General features: G+C 69.2%; 14 protein-coding genes and 1 pseudogene. 11 read left to right on the top strand and 4 right to left on the bottom strand.

Annotated features, from left to right (window positions below; translation table 11 throughout):
• A partial coding sequence (locus A6302_RS03870) for an ABC transporter substrate-binding protein (RefSeq protein ID WP_245293903.1) occupies positions 1-421 on the bottom strand: 421 nt, incomplete at its 3' end.
• 281 nt (positions 422-702) lie between these two features.
• On the opposite strand from A6302_RS03870, the gene A6302_RS03865 reads away from it, so the two are divergent.
• The 11 genes and pseudogenes from A6302_RS03865 (at position 703) to A6302_RS03815 (ending at position 11932) form a co-directional block, all read left to right on the top strand.
• Entirely contained in the window at positions 703-2151 is a 1449-nt protein-coding gene (locus A6302_RS03865; protein ID WP_245293902.1) for an amidase, read from the top strand.
• Positions 2152-2193: 42 nt separating this feature from the next.
• Entirely contained in the window at positions 2194-3327 is a 1134-nt protein-coding gene (locus A6302_RS03860; protein WP_069305935.1) for a pyridoxal phosphate-dependent aminotransferase, read from the top strand.
• A 30-nt stretch (positions 3328-3357) separates the two neighbouring features.
• Positions 3358-4236 (top strand): alpha/beta fold hydrolase, encoded by an 879-nt coding sequence (locus tag A6302_RS03855; protein WP_069305934.1) that lies wholly within the window; start codon positions 3358-3360, stop codon positions 4234-4236.
• 3 nt (positions 4237-4239) lie between these two features.
• A complete protein-coding gene (locus A6302_RS03850) occupies positions 4240-5484 on the top strand; it encodes a Zn-dependent hydrolase (RefSeq protein ID WP_069305933.1) in 1245 nt (414 codons plus the stop codon).
• A 152-nt stretch (positions 5485-5636) separates the two neighbouring features.
• Positions 5637-6949 (top strand): annotated as a pseudogene (gene ugpB, locus A6302_RS03845) (sn-glycerol-3-phosphate ABC transporter substrate-binding protein UgpB).
• A 98-nt stretch (positions 6950-7047) separates the two neighbouring features.
• Positions 7048-7929, top strand: coding sequence for a sn-glycerol-3-phosphate ABC transporter permease UgpA (gene ugpA / locus A6302_RS03840; protein ID WP_069305932.1), 882 nt, complete (start codon positions 7048-7050; stop codon positions 7927-7929).
• Between the two features lie 18 nt (positions 7930-7947).
• Positions 7948-8796 (top strand): sn-glycerol-3-phosphate ABC transporter permease UgpE, encoded by an 849-nt coding sequence (gene ugpE / locus A6302_RS03835; RefSeq protein WP_069305931.1) that lies wholly within the window; start codon positions 7948-7950, stop codon positions 8794-8796.
• A gap of 4 nt (positions 8797-8800) precedes the next feature.
• Positions 8801-9865 carry a sn-glycerol-3-phosphate ABC transporter ATP-binding protein UgpC gene (gene ugpC, locus A6302_RS03830; protein ID WP_069305930.1) on the top strand — a complete coding sequence of 355 codons (1065 nt, stop codon included), beginning with the start codon at positions 8801-8803 and terminating at the stop codon, positions 9863-9865.
• Positions 9866-10087: 222 nt separating this feature from the next.
• Positions 10088-10717 carry a sensor histidine kinase gene (locus A6302_RS03825; protein WP_069305929.1) on the top strand — a complete coding sequence of 210 codons (630 nt, stop codon included), beginning with the start codon at positions 10088-10090 and terminating at the stop codon, positions 10715-10717.
• Between the two features lie 170 nt (positions 10718-10887).
• Positions 10888-11622, top strand: a complete 735-nt coding sequence (locus A6302_RS03820) for a Crp/Fnr family transcriptional regulator (RefSeq protein WP_141703397.1) — start codon at positions 10888-10890, stop codon at positions 11620-11622.
• A 73-nt stretch (positions 11623-11695) separates the two neighbouring features.
• Positions 11696-11932, top strand: a complete 237-nt coding sequence (locus tag A6302_RS03815) for a DUF6894 family protein (protein ID WP_069305927.1) — start codon at positions 11696-11698, stop codon at positions 11930-11932.
• Between the two features lie 220 nt (positions 11933-12152).
• On the opposite strand, the gene A6302_RS03810 is transcribed toward A6302_RS03815, so the two are convergent.
• From A6302_RS03810 to A6302_RS03800, 3 genes are read right to left on the bottom strand one after another with little or no spacing between them, the layout of a single operon-like run.
• Positions 12153-13568: a M20 family metallopeptidase gene (locus A6302_RS03810; RefSeq protein WP_245293901.1), complete on the bottom strand. Its 1416-nt coding sequence runs from the start codon at positions 13566-13568 to the stop codon at positions 12153-12155.
• Between the two features lie 2 nt (positions 13569-13570).
• Positions 13571-14518 carry an ABC transporter permease gene (locus tag A6302_RS03805; RefSeq protein ID WP_069305926.1) on the bottom strand — a complete coding sequence of 316 codons (948 nt, stop codon included), beginning with the start codon at positions 14516-14518 and terminating at the stop codon, positions 13571-13573.
• Complete coding sequence (locus tag A6302_RS03800) at positions 14515-15474, bottom strand: ABC transporter permease (protein WP_069305925.1); 960 nt, start codon at positions 15472-15474, stop codon at positions 14515-14517. Before A6302_RS03800 ends, A6302_RS03805 begins: the two co-directional genes overlap by 4 nt.
• Between the last annotated feature and the right edge of the window lie 25 nt (positions 15475-15499).

The following is a 15499-nucleotide window of genomic DNA, read 5'->3' as shown; positions in this document are numbered from 1 at the left end:
GCACGCCGGTGAACCAGACGGCGACCTTCTTGCCCTTGAAGTCCTTCACCGAATTGATGCCGCTGTCGTCATAGGTGACGAAGGCGAAGGGCGTGACCTGCTGGTCCATGCCGATGCAGACGACCGGCAGGCCCTTCTCGCGTGCGTAGAGCACGCCTTCGGTGCCGCTGGCGATGCCGAAGGTGTCGTTGCCGGAGCCGACCAGCGTCTCGGCATTGAGGTTCGGACCGCCGGGGTTGATCGTCATGTCGAGCCCGGCCTCTTCATAGAAGCCCTTGGCCTTCGCCACATAGAGGCCGGCGAACTGGGCCTGCGGCAGCCACTTGAGGCGCACGGAGACGGGCTCCAGGGCCGCGGCCGGCTGGAGCGAGGCAAGGCCGGCGACGGCGGCAACGGTGGCGGCGGCCAGGCAGCTTTTCAACGGTATCATCACGGATCCCCTCGCATTGGCAGGCACGAATTGCTGTATGCAGGAACCGTATTTCAATATGCATGCCAACCAACGGAACCGGCGGAAATCCGCCTGCCACTTACGCAACTGCCGGGCGGGCTCGGCCTCAGACCGGCTGAAATGCGCGCGTTGACCAGAGGATGCGCAGCCGGCGCATGAAATATGGGCATTGATTATTCAAGATCGCGTGTTTTGTATACATCAACGTGACGCCGCGCGCCCGGCGCGCCGCCCGCTCCGGAGTTCGTGCCGTGACCGCCAGTTCCGCCGGTATTTCCGTCGGCCATGAAGACGTGACGACAGGCGCCGATCCCGCCGACCTCGGCCTCGTCGAGGCTGCCGCCGCCCTGCGCGCCGGAACACTGACCTCCCGTGCCCTCACGGAGACGATGCTGGCGCGCATCGCCCGGCTCGACCCGTCGCTCCACGCCTATGCCCATGTCGCCGCAAACGCGGCGCTCGCCCGCGCCGACGCCATGGACGCCGAGCGTGCGGCCGGGCTCGACCGCGGCCCGCTGCACGGCATTCCGATGGCACTGAAGGACGTGTTCTGGACCCGAACGATGCCGGCGCGCTTCGGGACCACGATCTTCGACGACTGGACGCCACCCGGCGAGGCCACCGTTCTGGCCCGGCTGGAGGCGGCTGGTGCGGTGCTGCTCGGCACGCTGACCCTGACCGAAGGCGTCTATGCCGGCTATCATCCGACCGTGACCGAGCCCCTGAACCCGTGGGGCGCTGCTCACTGGACCGGCAACTCCTCCTCGGGCTCCGGCGTCGCGCTGGCCGCAAGGCTCTGCTTCGGCTCGGTCGGCACCGACACCGGCGGCTCGATCCGCCTGCCGTCCGCCTGCTGCGGCGTCACCGGGCTGAAGCCGACCTGGGGCCGGGTCTCGCGCCACGGCGTCTTCCCGCTCGCGGCCTCGCTCGACCATGTCGGGCCGATGGCCCGCTCGGCCGCCGACGTCGCCGCGATCCTGTCCGTGATCGCCGGCGCCGACCCGGAGGACCCGACCGCTTCCGTCATGCCCGTGCCCGATTGCCTCGCCGGCATCGACGGCGGGATCGCGGGTCTGCGGATCGGCATCGACCGCCACTTGATCGCCCGGCGCGCCGATGCCGAGGTGGCGGCGACGGTGGACGCGGCGGCGGAAATCCTCGCCGGTCTCGGTGCCGAACTCGTGCCGGTGGAGTTTCCCGAGACGCAGGACGTGCTGACCGGCTGGGCCGTGGAATGCGCGGTCGAGGCGGCGCTGGCCCATGCGGAGACCTATCCCGCGCGCAAGGCCGACTATGGCGAACGCCTGTCGTCGCTGCTGGCGCGCGGCCAGCGCCACAGCGCCTTCGATCTGGCCCGCGCGCAGGAGGCACGACGGGCCTTTGCCGGCAAACTGTCTTCCATGATGGCCGGCATCGACCTCTATCTCTGCCCGGCGCTGCCCGTGGCCGGGCCGAGTCTCGCGTTCATGGATACGCTCGGCGAGGATCCGGCAGCGATCCTTGCCATCGGCCCGTTCACCGCGCCCTTCGATTCCGCCGGCCTGCCGACGATCACCCTGCCCGGTGGCCTCAGCGCGGCCGGCATTCCGGTCGGCGTTCAGCTGGCCGGCCCGGCCTTTTCCGAGGCGCTGCTCTGCCGCGCCGGCCACGCCTTCCAGAGCGTCACCGACCATCACCGCCGCCGTCCTCCGGGACTTTGAGTGCGGCCGCCGATCCCTGTTTTGAGAGACCCTGTCCCCGCCATGTCCGAGATGCTGACCCGCAACCGCTACTTCGACACGCTGTTCTCGACGCCGGATCTCGCGTGGATGGGGCAGAACACCAACCACATCCCGGCGCATCCGGCGGTGACGGCGGCCATCGCCGCCTCGGTCGCGGCGCTGGAGTTCAACGCCTACGCGCCGCCGCTCGGCTTCGAATCCCTGCGCGCCGCCATCGTCGCCGATCTCGGCGTGCCGGGCATGGAGGCGATGGTGACGGAGGGTGGCGTCAACGCGCTGGCCATGGTCACCCGGGCGCGCTGCCGGCCGGGCACCACCTTCGTCACCACCGATCCGACGTGGAAATGGCCGTGCCTGTTCGCCGAGCAGGCCGGCGCCGAGGTGATCCGCATCCCGATCTACGATCCGGCCTGCGCCTATCGCCTGACCCCGGCGGCACTGGCCGCCAACGTCGACGCCCGCACCGCGATCATCTACCTCGTCGATCCGAACAACCCGCTCGGCATCACCTATTCGAAGGACGAGATCGAGGCCTTTGCGGCAATCGCCAGGGACTGCGGCGCGCTGCTGGTCCACGACTGCACCTACCGCGACTTTGCCGAGGGCCATCATCCGGCGCTCCACGCCGCGCCGGAGGGCGCCATCGTCTCGCTCAGCTTCTCCAAGTGGCTCGGCCTTGCCGGCCTGCGGGTCGGCGCGCTGGTGGGAAACCCGGCGCTGCTGGAGGAGATCGCGCCCTATGCCTCCGGCGTGCTCGGCGCCTCGGTCATTGCCCAGCGCGCCGCCGAGGCGGGGCTCACCGTGAAGGGCGAATGGATGGCCAGCGTGCGGGCGATCGATACCGCCAACAAGGCGATGATCCGCGATGCCTGCCTCGCCATCCCGGGCCTTGCCCTGCCGGTCTGGCCCTCGCACGGCAATTTCCTCGTGATCGAGACGGTCGGTGCGGGGCTTCGGCCGGAAGCGCTGGTCGCGGCCTTCATGGCGGAGGGGGTGATGATCCGTCAGGGCAGCTACCACACCGCCGCCTTCGGCGAGCGCTTCATCAAGGTCTCGACCTCGGTGCCGACCGCCTGGGCCGAAAAGTTCTGCGCGCTTCTGCCGGCCATGGCCGAGCGCGCGCGCACGCTGAACGACGTCCAGTCGCAGTTCTGAGGCCAGTTGAAGTTCAAAGGAGAGACCCCGATGTTCGTCACCGCCCGCGACGGCACCCGTCTTCACGTGGAGGAGGCGGGCAGCGGCACGGCCATCCTGCTGATCCACGAATTCGGCGGCAACCACCTGTCGTGGGAGCCGCAGATGAACCATTTTGCCCGCAGCCACCGGGTGATCACCTATGCCGCCCGCGGCTATCCGCCGTCCGATGTGCCGGACGACATCGACCGCTATTCCCAGCGCATCGCCGCCGAGGACGCCGTCGACGTGCTGGCCGGTCTCGGCATCGAGCGCGCCCATGTGGTCGGCCTGTCCATGGGCGGGTTCGCGGCGCTCCACGTCGGCCTGATCGCGCCGGAGCGCTGCCTTTCGCTGACGGTGGCTGGCGCCGGCTATGGCTGCGAGAAGGAAACCGAGGACTATTTCCGCGGCGTGTCGCGGACCGTGGCCGACAGTTTCGAGGCGCAGGGCTCTGAAACCTTTGCGAAGATCTATGCGCTGGGCGCTAGCCGGGTCCAGTTCCAGGCCAAGGACCCGCGCGGCTGGCAGGCCTTTGCCGACCGCCTTGCCACCCATTCGGCGCGCGGCGCGGCGCTGACCATGCGCGGCGTGCAGGCGCGCCGGCCGTCTTACTACGATCTTGAGGCGGAACTGTCAGCGATGACCGTGCCGACGCTGGTGATGGTCGGCGACGAGGACGACCACTGCCTGAAGCCCGGCCTGTTCCTGAAGCGGGTGCTGCCGGCGTCGGGTCTCGCCATCCTGCCGAAGACCGGCCACACGCTCAATCTGGAGGAGCCGCTGCTGTTCAACCTCCTGCTCGCCGGCTTCCTGGCGCAGGTCGAGGCCGGGCGCTGGGGTCTGCGCGATCCGCGCGCCAACCCCGCCCAGATCATGCGCACGGACTGAACGATGACGCCGCCCCGCCTCTCCGTCGACGGCGACCGGCTCTGGGGCCGGTTGATGGCGCTTGCCGGGATCGGCGCGCTGCCGGCCGGCGGCGTCGACCGGCAGGCGCTCACCGCCGGCGAGATCGAGGCCTGGCGGCTCGTCATCGGCTGGGGGCGGGCGATCGGCATGACACCGGCGACGGACGCCGCCGGCAACCTGTTCCTGACGCTCCCCGGCACCGATCCCGCCGCCCTGCCGTTGCTCGCCGGCAGCCATCTCGACACCCAGCCGACCGGGGGGAAATTCGACGGCGCCTTCGGGGTGCTTGCCGCACTGGAAGCGGCCGAAACGCTGCACCGCGCCGGCCTGCGCCTTGCCCGCGATCTGATCGTGGTCGCGTGGATGAACGAGGAGGGCAGCCGCTTTGCCCCCGGCATGATGGGCTCGGCGGCCTTCGCCGGCCTGCGGTCGCTGGGGCAGACCCGAACGGTTGCGGATGCGGCTGGCATCACCGTCGGCGCGGCGCTGGATACCCTTCACGCGGCATTCCCGGACATCGCCCGAAAGCCGTTCGGCTTTCCCTTCGCCGCCTTTGTCGAGCCGCATATCGAGCAGGCAAGGGAGCTTCAGGATACCGGAACCGTGATCGGCATCGTCACCGGCATCCAGGGCAAGACGACCTTTCGCGTGCGGATCGACGGCGCCGAGGGCCACGCCGGCACGGTGCCGCCCGCCGCCCGGCGCGACGCGCTGGCGAGCTTTGCCCGCATCGCCGCCCGGCTTCACGACAGTGTCGGCACGATCGACGACGCGGTCCGCTTCACCATCGGCCGGATCGTCGCCGAACCCAATGCCCCGTCGGTGATCCCGGCGAGGGTGGTGTTTTCGGTGGACCTGCGCCATCCGGGCAATGCCGTGCGGGACGCGGCCGGCCTTGCCATCGAGGCGGCCTGCCGTGAACTTGCCCCGCCCTGCACGGTGACCGTCGAACGGCTGGTCGACGCCCCGTCCAACGATTTCGATCCGGGTATTGGTGCGAGCATTGCCGCCTCGGCGCAGGCCCGCGGCCTCCCTGCTCTGCCGCTGCTGTCGGCCGCCGGGCATGACGCGCGGCATCTCGCGGCGGTCGGCCCGACGGCGATGATCTTCATTCCCTGCCGCGACGGCGTCAGCCACGCCGAGCACGAATGGGCCGAGCCGTCGCATGTGACGGCCGGCGCCGACGTGCTGCTGGACACGCTGCTGGCGCTGGGCATGACGCCCTGAGCCGTTCCTTAGCCGTGCAGGCAGAACCCGCGCCGGTTGCGCTGCGGCACAACCGCGGGCTGGCCATGCCGGCCGATCTGTCGCATCCTTGTCATACGGTCCCGCTAAGCCGCCAGAAGCTCATGAGGACCGAGCCAATGGAGGAGGCCCCGATGACCCGCCCGACGACACGATGGACGCTGACCGCCGGCGCTGCGCTCGCCATGGCGGCGATGGCCGGCACGGCCGAGGCCCGCACCGAACTCCAGTGGTGGCACGCCATGACCGGCGCCAACAACGAGGTCGTGGACACGCTGGCCAAGGAGTTCAACGACAGCCAGGCCGACTACACGGTCGTGCCGGTGTTCAAGGGTACCTATCCGGAAACGCTCAATGCCGGCATTGCCGCCTTCCGCGCCCGGCAGGCCCCGGCGATCATCCAGGTGTTCGACGTCGGCACCGGCGTGATGATGGGCGCCGAGGGCGCCGTGAAGCCCGTGGCCGAGGTGCTGGAGGCCGGTGGCTACACCTTCGACAAGTCGCAGTATCTGGCCGGCATCGTCGCCTATTATTCGAAGCCCGACGGCACCATGCTGTCCTTCCCCTACAACTCGTCCTCGCCGATCCTCTATTACAACAAGGCGATCTTCGAGAAGGCCGGGCTGGACACCGCCACCCCGCCGCGGACCTGGGACGAGGTGTTCGAGGCCGCGCGCAAGATCAAGGCGTCGGGTGCCGCCAACTGCGGCTACACCTCGACCTGGCTGACCTGGATCCATCTGGAGAATTTCGCCGCCTGGAACAACGTGCCCTACGGCACCATGGAAAACGCCTTGGCGGCACCGATGTCGAGCTGAAGATCAACGCGCCGATCTATGTGGAGCATTTCCAGGCGATCGCCGATCTGGCGAAAGAAGGCGTGTTCCGCTACGGCGGCCGCACCTCCGAGGCCAAGCAGCTCTTCCTCTCGGGCGAATGCGCCATCCTCACCGAATCCTCGGGCGGTCTCGGCGACGTGGTGAAGTCGGGGATCGACTACGGCATCGGCCAGCTGCCCTATGAGGCGAAGGCCGCCGGCGCGCCGCAGAACACCATTCCCGGCGGCGCCAGCCTCTGGGTGTTCGGCGGCAAGTCGGACGAGGAATACAAGGGCATCGCCCGGTTCTTCAACTTCCTGTCGCAGACCGAGATCCAGTCGCGCCTGCACCAGAAGTCGGGCTACCTGCCGGTGACCATGCAGGCCTACGAGGCGACCAAGGCCTCCGGCTTCTACGAGCAGAACCCCGGCCGCGAGACGCCGATCACCCAGATGATGGGCAAGGCGCCGACCGAGAACTCCAAGGGCGTGCGCCTGCCCAACCTGCCGCAGATCCGCGACATCGAGAACGAGCAGTTCGAGGCCATGCTGGCCGGCGAGAAGACCGCGCAGGAGGCCCTCGACGAGGCGGTGAAGCTTGGCAACGCGGCCATCGCCGCCACCCACTAAGGGCTTTGCCCTGAGATGATCGCCGCCCGGCGTGCCCGGGCGGCTCTCCCCGTTGTGGTGGCCGGAGGCGGGGACCGGCAGGAGGAAAGCGCATCGCCGTGCCGAAAGCCGTCTTCCCCAACCGGCTGCTGCCCTATCTCCTGCTCAGCCCGCAGATCGCGGTCACGCTGGTGTTCTTCTACTGGCCGGCGGTCCAGGCGCTGTGGCAGTCGATGCTGCGCGAGGACCCCTTCGGGCTGAAGACCACCTTCGTCGGCCTGCAGAATTTCAGCAACGTGCTCGCCGACCCGGCTTGGCTCAACGCCGCCTGGACCACGGTGGTGTTCAGCGTCTCCACCTCGGTGCTGTCCATGGGCACGGCGCTGCTGCTGGCGACCGCGGCCGAGAAGGTGCTGACCGGCAAGGCCTTCTACCGCACGCTGCTGATCTGGCCCTATGCGGTGGCGCCCGCCGTCGCCGGCCTGTTGTGGCTGTTCATGTTCAACCCGGCCATGGGCACCTTCGCCTACATGCTGCGCGACGCCGGCCTTGCCTGGGACCCGCTGCTGGACGGCGACCAGGCCATGGGGCTGGTGGTGGTCGCCGCCGCCTGGAAGCAGATCAGCTACAATTTCCTGTTCTTCGTCGCCGCCCTGCAGTCGATCCCGCGCTCGCTGCTGGAGGCCGCCGCGATCGACGGCGCGCGCTCGGGCAAGCGCTTCCGCACCATCGTCTTCCCGCTGATCGCCCCCACCAGCTTCTTCCTGCTGGTGGTCAACACGGTCTACGCCTTCTTCGACACCTTCGGCATCATCGACGCGGTCACCGCCGGCGGCCCGGCCCGGGCGACGGAGACGCTGGTCTACAAGGTCTACACCGACGGTTTCGTCAATCTCGACCTCGGCAGCTCGGCCGCCCAGTCGGTGATCCTGATGGCCATCGTGATCGCCCTCACCGCCGTCCAGTTCCGCTATGTGGAGCGCCGGGTGCACTATGGCTGAGCCGCGAGGGACCCTGCCATGATCGAGCGCGACGCCGCCGGGCGTGCCCTTGCCCATCTGGTGCTGATCGTCGGCGTGCTGATCGTCGCCTTTCCGATCTGGTACACCTTTGTTGCCTCCACCCAGAGCGTGGAAACGATCCTGCGCCCGCCGCTGCCGCTGGTGCCGGGCGGGGAATTTGCCGAAAACTACGGCAACGCCATCTTCGGCGGCATGAGCCGGATCGGCGGCGTCGGCGTCGGCACGCTCCTGTTCAATTCCACGGTGATGGCGCTCGGCATCGCCCTCGGCAAGATCGTCATCTCGCTGCTGTCGGCCTTCGCCATCGTCTTCTTCCGCTTTCCCTTCCGCATGGCATGCTTCTGGATGATCTTCATCACCCTGATGCTGCCCGTCGAGGTGCGGATCATGCCGACCTACAAGGTGATGGTCGACCTCGGCCTGATCGACACCTATGCCGGCCTGATCCTGCCGCTGGTCGCCTCGGCCACCGCGACGCTGCTGTTCCGGCAGTTCTTCATGACGATCCCCGCCGAACTCGTCGAGGCGGCGCGGATCGACGGTGCCGGGCCGCTGCGCTTCCTGCGCGACATCCTGCTGCCGCTGTCGAAGACCAACATCGCGGCGCTGTTCGTCATCCTCTTCATCTACGGCTGGACCCAGTATCTCTGGCCGCTGCTGGTCACCAACGACAACCGGATGAACACGATCGTCATCGCGCTCAAGAAGATGGTGTCCTTTGCCGACGCGGACACGCCCTGGGACATGGTGATGGTCACCGCGATCCTCGCCATCGCCCCGCCGGTGCTGATCGTGGTGCTGATGCAGCGCTGGTTCGTGCGCGGCCTCGTCGAATCGGAGAAATGAGCCCGTGGCCGCGATCGAACTTCAGGATGTCCGCAAGGTCTACGCCGGCAATGTCGAGGCGGTGAAGGGCGTCAGCCTGTCGATCCCCGACGGCGCCTTCGCCGTGCTGGTCGGCCCGTCCGGCTGCGGCAAGTCCACCCTGCTGCGGATGGTGGCCGGGCTGGAGGCGATCACGTCCGGCACCGTCTCGATCGGCGGGCGGGTCGTCAACGATCTCGAGCCGGCCGAGCGCGACATTGCCATGGTGTTCCAGAACTACGCGCTCTATCCGCACATGACCGTGCGCCGGAACCTCGAATACGGCCTGCGCAACCGCCGCACACCTGCGGAGGAGATCGCCCGCCGCGTCGACGAGGCGGCCCGCATCCTCGACATCGCCGGCCTGCTCGACCGCCGCCCGGGCCAGCTCTCCGGCGGCCAGCGGCAGCGGGTCGCCATGGGCCGGGCGATCGTGCGCGAGCCGGCCGCCTTCCTGTTCGACGAGCCGCTGTCGAACCTCGACGCCAAGCTGCGCGTCGCGATGCGCGCCGAGATCCGTCGCCTGCAGCGCCGGCTGCGCACCACCAGCCTCTACGTCACCCACGACCAGCTCGAGGCGATGACCCTTGCCGACGTGCTGGTGGTGCTGAACGCCGGCCGGATCGAGCAGTCGGGCACGCCGATGGAGCTCTACGAGCGCCCGGCCAGCCTGTTCGTCGCCACCTTCATCGGCTCGCCGGCCATGAACGTGATCCCCCATGGCGCCGCCGTCGCCGCCGGCCTCGTTCCGCAAGGGGCACCCGAGGCGACGCTCGGCATCCGCCCCGAGCACATGCGCCTCGTCGAGGGTCTCGCCGCGTCCGGGGACGAGGCGGTGGTGGATCTCGAGGTCTCCGGCGTCGAGGTGGTCGGGGCGGAGAGCTATGTCACGGGCCGGCTCGGATCGTCCGCCGTGGAGATTTCCGTGCGGGTGCCGGGCCACAGCCGGCTGGAGCCCGGCACGCCGATGCGGGCGGCCGGCGGCCGGGCCGCCTTCCTGCGCTTCGATCCGCAGAGCGGGGCGCGGATTTCCGCGGTTTCCGGAGCGTGACCGCGTTGCCGGCAATGGCGGCGACTTTGAGGAGATTGTCTCCTGACGGGGCCGTCGGATGCAGAAGCCGGCAGGTTCGGGCACCTCAATGGCCAACCCGCCGCAAACTTAACCTATGTTGGAGCAGGGTGCGGCCTCCTCCGCTACGCATGTCGGAGGGACCGGGGCCCGTCGAGTTCGACACGGCTGGCGGTCGTTCCCAAGGAGGCGGACCCCTTGCAGATGCAGCCCGAACTGGAGGCCCGCGACCATCACCTGATGCTCGAAGAGGTCCGTCACCGACTGTCCAACAGCTATCAGCTCGTGGCGGCGCTGGTGCGCACCCAGCTGCGCGCGGCAAGCGGGCAGGAAGCGCGCGAGCGGCTGGAATGGGTGGTCGAGACGGTCACGTCGCTGGCGCGCCTCCAGAAGAGCCTGGCGTCCCTCGGTGGCGCCACCTTCGACAGCTACCTGCACGAGGCCTGCGCGGTCTGGCGCGATGTCTGGACCCATCAGGACATCAACATCGAGGTCGATGCCGACAAGGGCTTGCAGCTGCCCGACGACGTGGCGATCAACATCGCGCTGATCCTCAACGAACTGCTGACCAACTGCTTCGAACATGCGTTCAGGGACGGCCGCAGCGGCACGATCCACGTGCGCCTCAAGCGCGACACCGACACGGTGGCGCATCTGACCGTGCGGGACGACGGCTGCGGCCTTGCTCCCGACAGCACGATCGAGACGCTGGCCGGACAGGGATCGCTGGGCCTGTCGCTGTCGCGTTCGCTCGCCGCCGGCATCGGCGCGCGGCTTCACATCGGCCCCGCCTCACCGTGTGGAACGCTGGCGCGGATCGACTTTCCCTTCTGACGCCGCACGCCGGGGCGAGCGGCGCGGCGGAGCCGGGTTCGCGTTCCATGTTCCCGCTGGGTGAACCAAGATGCCCGCGGCGGCGTTACCTCGCGGGAGCCCTGTGCTAGGAGTGAGGATGAGGTCCACGGCCGGTGTGGCCGCGGCCCGCAATGGGGGCGTGGTGCGTGATGGACAACCCGCTGATCCGGAAACTTGAATTCGGCGCGCGGCTGGAGACTGCCGACCGCGCCCGGCTGGAGGAGATCTGTCGCCGCGCGCGCCGTGTCGAGGCGCGCACCGATCTCATCGAGCAGGGCGAACCGCCGAGCATGGTGCGCCTCGTGCTCGAGGGCATGGCCTATCGCTACAAGCTGCTGCCGAACGGGCGCCGGTCGATCGTCGGTTTCCTGCTGCCCGGCGATTTCTGCGACCTGCACGTGGCGATCCTCGGCCGCATGGACCACGCCATCGCCACCGCGGTGACCTCGACCGTGGTCGAGATCGATCGTGACACCATCGAGGACATCACCCGGACCGAGCCGCGCATCACCCGCGCCTTCTGGTGGGCCACCCTCGTCGACGAGGCGACCCTGCGCGAATGGCTCGCCAGCATGGGCCATCGCCCGGCCGACAAGCAGATGGCGCATCTCTTCTGCGAGTTGCTGATCCGCCTGCAGGCCGTGGGCCGCGCCAGCGTCGACAGCTTCCGCCTGCCGGTGACGCAGGACGAACTGGCCGACACCCTCGGCATCTCGGTCGTCCACGCCAACCGTGTGCTGCAGCAGTTGCGCGAAGACGGGTTGGTCACCATGCGCAACCGCACGGTCAAGATCCACGACGTCGGCCGTCTCTACGCCTTTGCGGAGTTCGATCCGACCTACTTGCATCTCGCGCCACCGCGCAACGAACCCGAAGCCGCCTAGGCGGAGGGCGACAGGCGGACAGGATCCGTTGCGGCACCGGGCGGTCGCGAAACGCACAACCCCGGAGACGACCATGGCCCGCTTCTATTTCGACATCGATGACGGCCTGCGTCTCATCCGCGACCAGGAAGGTGTGGAATTCGCCAGTCTCGGCGATGTCTCCACCGCAGCCATCGGCGTCCTGTCGCCGATCGCCTCCGACCACCTGCCCGACGGGCGACAGCGGGTCTACGTGGTCAAGGTTCGAGACGACACGGACCGCTACATCTTCGTGGCGACGTTGTCGCTGGTGTCCGAGCGGCTGGACTGAGCGGTTCCGGTTTCATCTCCTGATCGGAAATTCTGGATGGGTGCCTGCCGGCGCCGAATTCGCCGCTCACCCCCCCCATCCCTCCCGGCCTCGGGTCACGCGCCCCTCGGTGTTCGGCCTGCGGCCTCACCCCCACAAGGGGAGGCACGCCAGACGCACCACCACCTGCCAATCGGCCTTTCGCCTCGGCGCGCAGTCGCTGTCGCGCAAGCCCTTGCCTTCATCGTCCCCTCCCCCCTTGTGGGGGAGGGACAGGGGAGAGGGGTGGGCCGTACGGCACCGTGCCGGCGTGAAACGCCGGACCATCTCCCACCACCCCCTCACGCGCACCAGCGTGCCACGGCGATCGCGATCGCTTGGTGCAGTCGACCAGATCGCGCACCGACACCTGTTCGTTGGGCTGGTGCGACTGCGCCGGATCGCCGGGGCCGAAGTTGACGGTCGGCGTGCGGCCGAGCCCGGTCGGCAGGCCGATGTCGCTGTGGGCGCCGAAGCCCGACAGCACCGGCGACAGGCCGGCCGCCGTGACCGCGCCCTGGAATGCCCCGACGAAGGGATGGTCGGCCGGCACCTCCGCGCAGTCGGCGTCGAGAATCCATTCCACCCGGGCCGGATGCGCGGCGAGATAGGGGTCGGCCTGGCAGACCGCCGCCACATGCGCCTCGATCTCGCGCTTGACGTGGCCGCCGAGGCCGAACTCGTCCTTCTCGTGCGGCAGATACTGCACGTCGATGATGATCTCGGCCTTGCCGGCCATGGACGAGGGATGCTCGCCGGCCTTGATCTGGGTGACGATGATCTGGTTCGGCAGGTCCATCAGCGGATGGTTTTTCTTCGGGTCGAACATCCAGCGCCGGTTGAGGATGTCGAGCCCGTCGAGCATCTGCCGGCAGAGCTGGATCGCATCCACCGGGCCGCTGCCATACCAGGCGTTGGGCGTCAGCTCGGCGTGGCCGCCGATGCCGTCGATCACGATCCGCCCCCACAGGATCCCGTGGCAGAGCGGGGCGATGCGGTTGGCGGTCGGCTCGGTCATGATGCCGGCGTCGGCCGAGAAGCCGCGGTCGACCATGGCGAGCGACCCCATGCCGCCGATCTCCTCGTCGACCACCGTGGTGAAGACGATGTCGCCGGCAAGCGGAACGCCGGCCTCCTTCAGGAACTCCACCGCCATCAGCATCGACGCGACGCCGCCCTTCATGTCGATGGTGCCGCGGCCGCGCACGAAGCCGTCCTCGACCACGGGCACGAAGGGATCGCTCTTCCAGTGTTCGGCGGCCCCCGGCGGCACCACGTCGATGTGGCCGGTGAGCATGATCGAGCGCCCGCCGCCGCTGCCCTTCAGGACGCCGCCGAGATTGGGTCGCCCCTCGAAGGTGCGGCCTTTGTTGGCGCCGGGCCGGCCTTCATACTTGGCATAGAGCGCCGGGCCGTCCGGGTCCCAGAGATCGGTGGTGAAGCCGAGCGCCTCGATCCGCTTCTGGAGATAGAGCTGGCAGTCGCGCTCGCCGGGGCCGGCCTTGGTCGGGTCGTTGAGCACGATCGAGGGGAAGCTGACGAGATCGCAGAGCGTGGCGACGATGCGGTCCGCGCCGGCCTCGACGAGGGCGGCAATGCGGTCTTCGGTGGCGGTCATGGTCATCTCCGGCGAGTGGTGAGGGCGTCGGCGACGAGGACGGCGACGAGCAGCGCCCCGACGATGCCGACCTGCCAGACGGTGTTGATGTTGAGGCGCAGCAGCGCGGTCTGAAGGGTGACGAGCAGCAGCACGGCGGCCAGCACGCCGGCCACCCCGCCGCGTCCGCCGAAGATGCTGACCCCGCCGAGCAGCACGGCAGTGAGCGAGGTGAGTTCGAGATTCTGGCCGATGTTCGGCCGCGCGCTGCCGAGCCAGGCGAGCGACACGAAGGCCGCCGCCCCGCTGGCAAGGCCGCTGAGGCCGTAGACGATCAACCGCGCCCGGTCGACCGGAATGCCGACCAGTCGGGCGGAGCGTTCGTTGTCGCCCATCGCCACCAGCCAGCGACCCCAGGAGGTGGCGGAGATCACCACGCCGGCGACCAGGAACAGCGGCAGGGCGAGGGTCAGGAACGGCAGGGGAATCCCGGCGAGCGCGCCGCGGCCCCAGGGCGTGAAGGCGGCCGGCACGCCCGACTGTGCCGCGCCCCCGGTGAGTGCCACCGCGCTGCCGGAGAAGACGTAGAAGGTGGCGAGCGTGGCGATCAGCGGCAGAATGCGCAGCCGCGTTACCAGCAACCCGTTGCCAAGGCCGAGCGCGAGCCCGATGCCGAGGCAGGCGAGTGGCAGCAGTGTGGCCGGCAGCCCGGCCGAGACCGCCATCATCGCCAGCACCGAGGCGAGCGAGACGATGCCGCCGACCGACAGGTCGATGCCGGCGCCGCCGGCCAGAATCACCAGCGCCTGCCCGAGCGAGACCAGCGCGAGGATCGACGAGAACTGCAGGATCGTCGTCAGCGTCGAGGCGGTGAGGATGCCGGGGCTGAGGAGGGCGATGCCGGCGACCAGCAGCACCCACAGGCCGGCGAGGATCGCGAGCGTCGGCGATTGGCGCAGTCTGGCGGTCATGCCGGCCTCCGCACGAGGCGGCGAAGCCCCTCGCTGCCAGCGCCGGCTTCCAGCCCGAGCACGATCAGCAGCATGGCGCCGGTGACCACCGGCTGCCACAGCGACGGCACGCCGACCAGCAGCAGCCCGTTCTGCATCAGCCGGATCAGGATCACGCCGAGCACGGTGCCGACGAGGGTGCAGCGGCCGCCGAGGATGCTGGTGCCGCCGAGCACGGCGGCGGCGATCGCCTCGAGCGGCAGGGTCGCGCCGATGGTCATCGACACGTTGCGGTAGGTGGCGATGTAGAAGGTGGCGGCCAGGCCGGCGAGCGCGCCGGCGACGACGAAGGTCATCAGCCGGATGCGGGTCACGGCGATGCCGGAGAGGCGCGCCTTCTCGTCGGAATTGCCGACGGCAAGCAGATGCGGCCCAAAGGGCGTGCGTCGCAGCAGCACGAACACGGCGAGATAGGCAAGCCCGATCAGCACGATCGCCGGCGGGACGCCGAGGACAGGGGTTGCCACCAGATCGGTGAGGCCGGTCGGGATGCCGGACAGCCAGGCGCCGCCGAGCGTGAGGAAGATGCCGGCGCGGTAGACGCCGAGCAGGCCGAGCGTCGCGACGATCGCCGGGATCTTCCCGAAGGCGACGACGGCGCCGGCGACAAGGCCGAGCGCCGCGCCGGCCAACGGCCCGGCGATGCCGGCGAGCGCCGGATCGATGCCGGCCATCAGCAGCTGGCCGACGACGATGGCGGCCAGGCCCATCGCCATGCCGATCGACACGTCGATCGCGCCCATCGCCAGCAGCAGTGTCATGCCGAGCGCGGCCAGCAGCAGCTCCGTGCTGTTGCGCAGGACGGTCAGCAGGTTGCCGGGGGTGAGGAACACCGGGGAGGCGGCGGCAAAGACGAGCGCCGCCACGAGGCAGGCCGCAGCCAGCGTCGCTTCCCGGCCGCCGAGGAGGCGGGTCATGGCTTTCGCGCTCCGGTTTCGGGTC

The sequence above is a fragment of the Methylobrevis pamukkalensis genome (assembly GCF_001720135.1).
In the GTDB taxonomy this organism is placed as follows: Bacteria; Pseudomonadota; Alphaproteobacteria; order Rhizobiales; family Pleomorphomonadaceae; genus Methylobrevis; species Methylobrevis pamukkalensis.
This window is presented reverse-complemented; position numbering and strand designations above follow the sequence as displayed.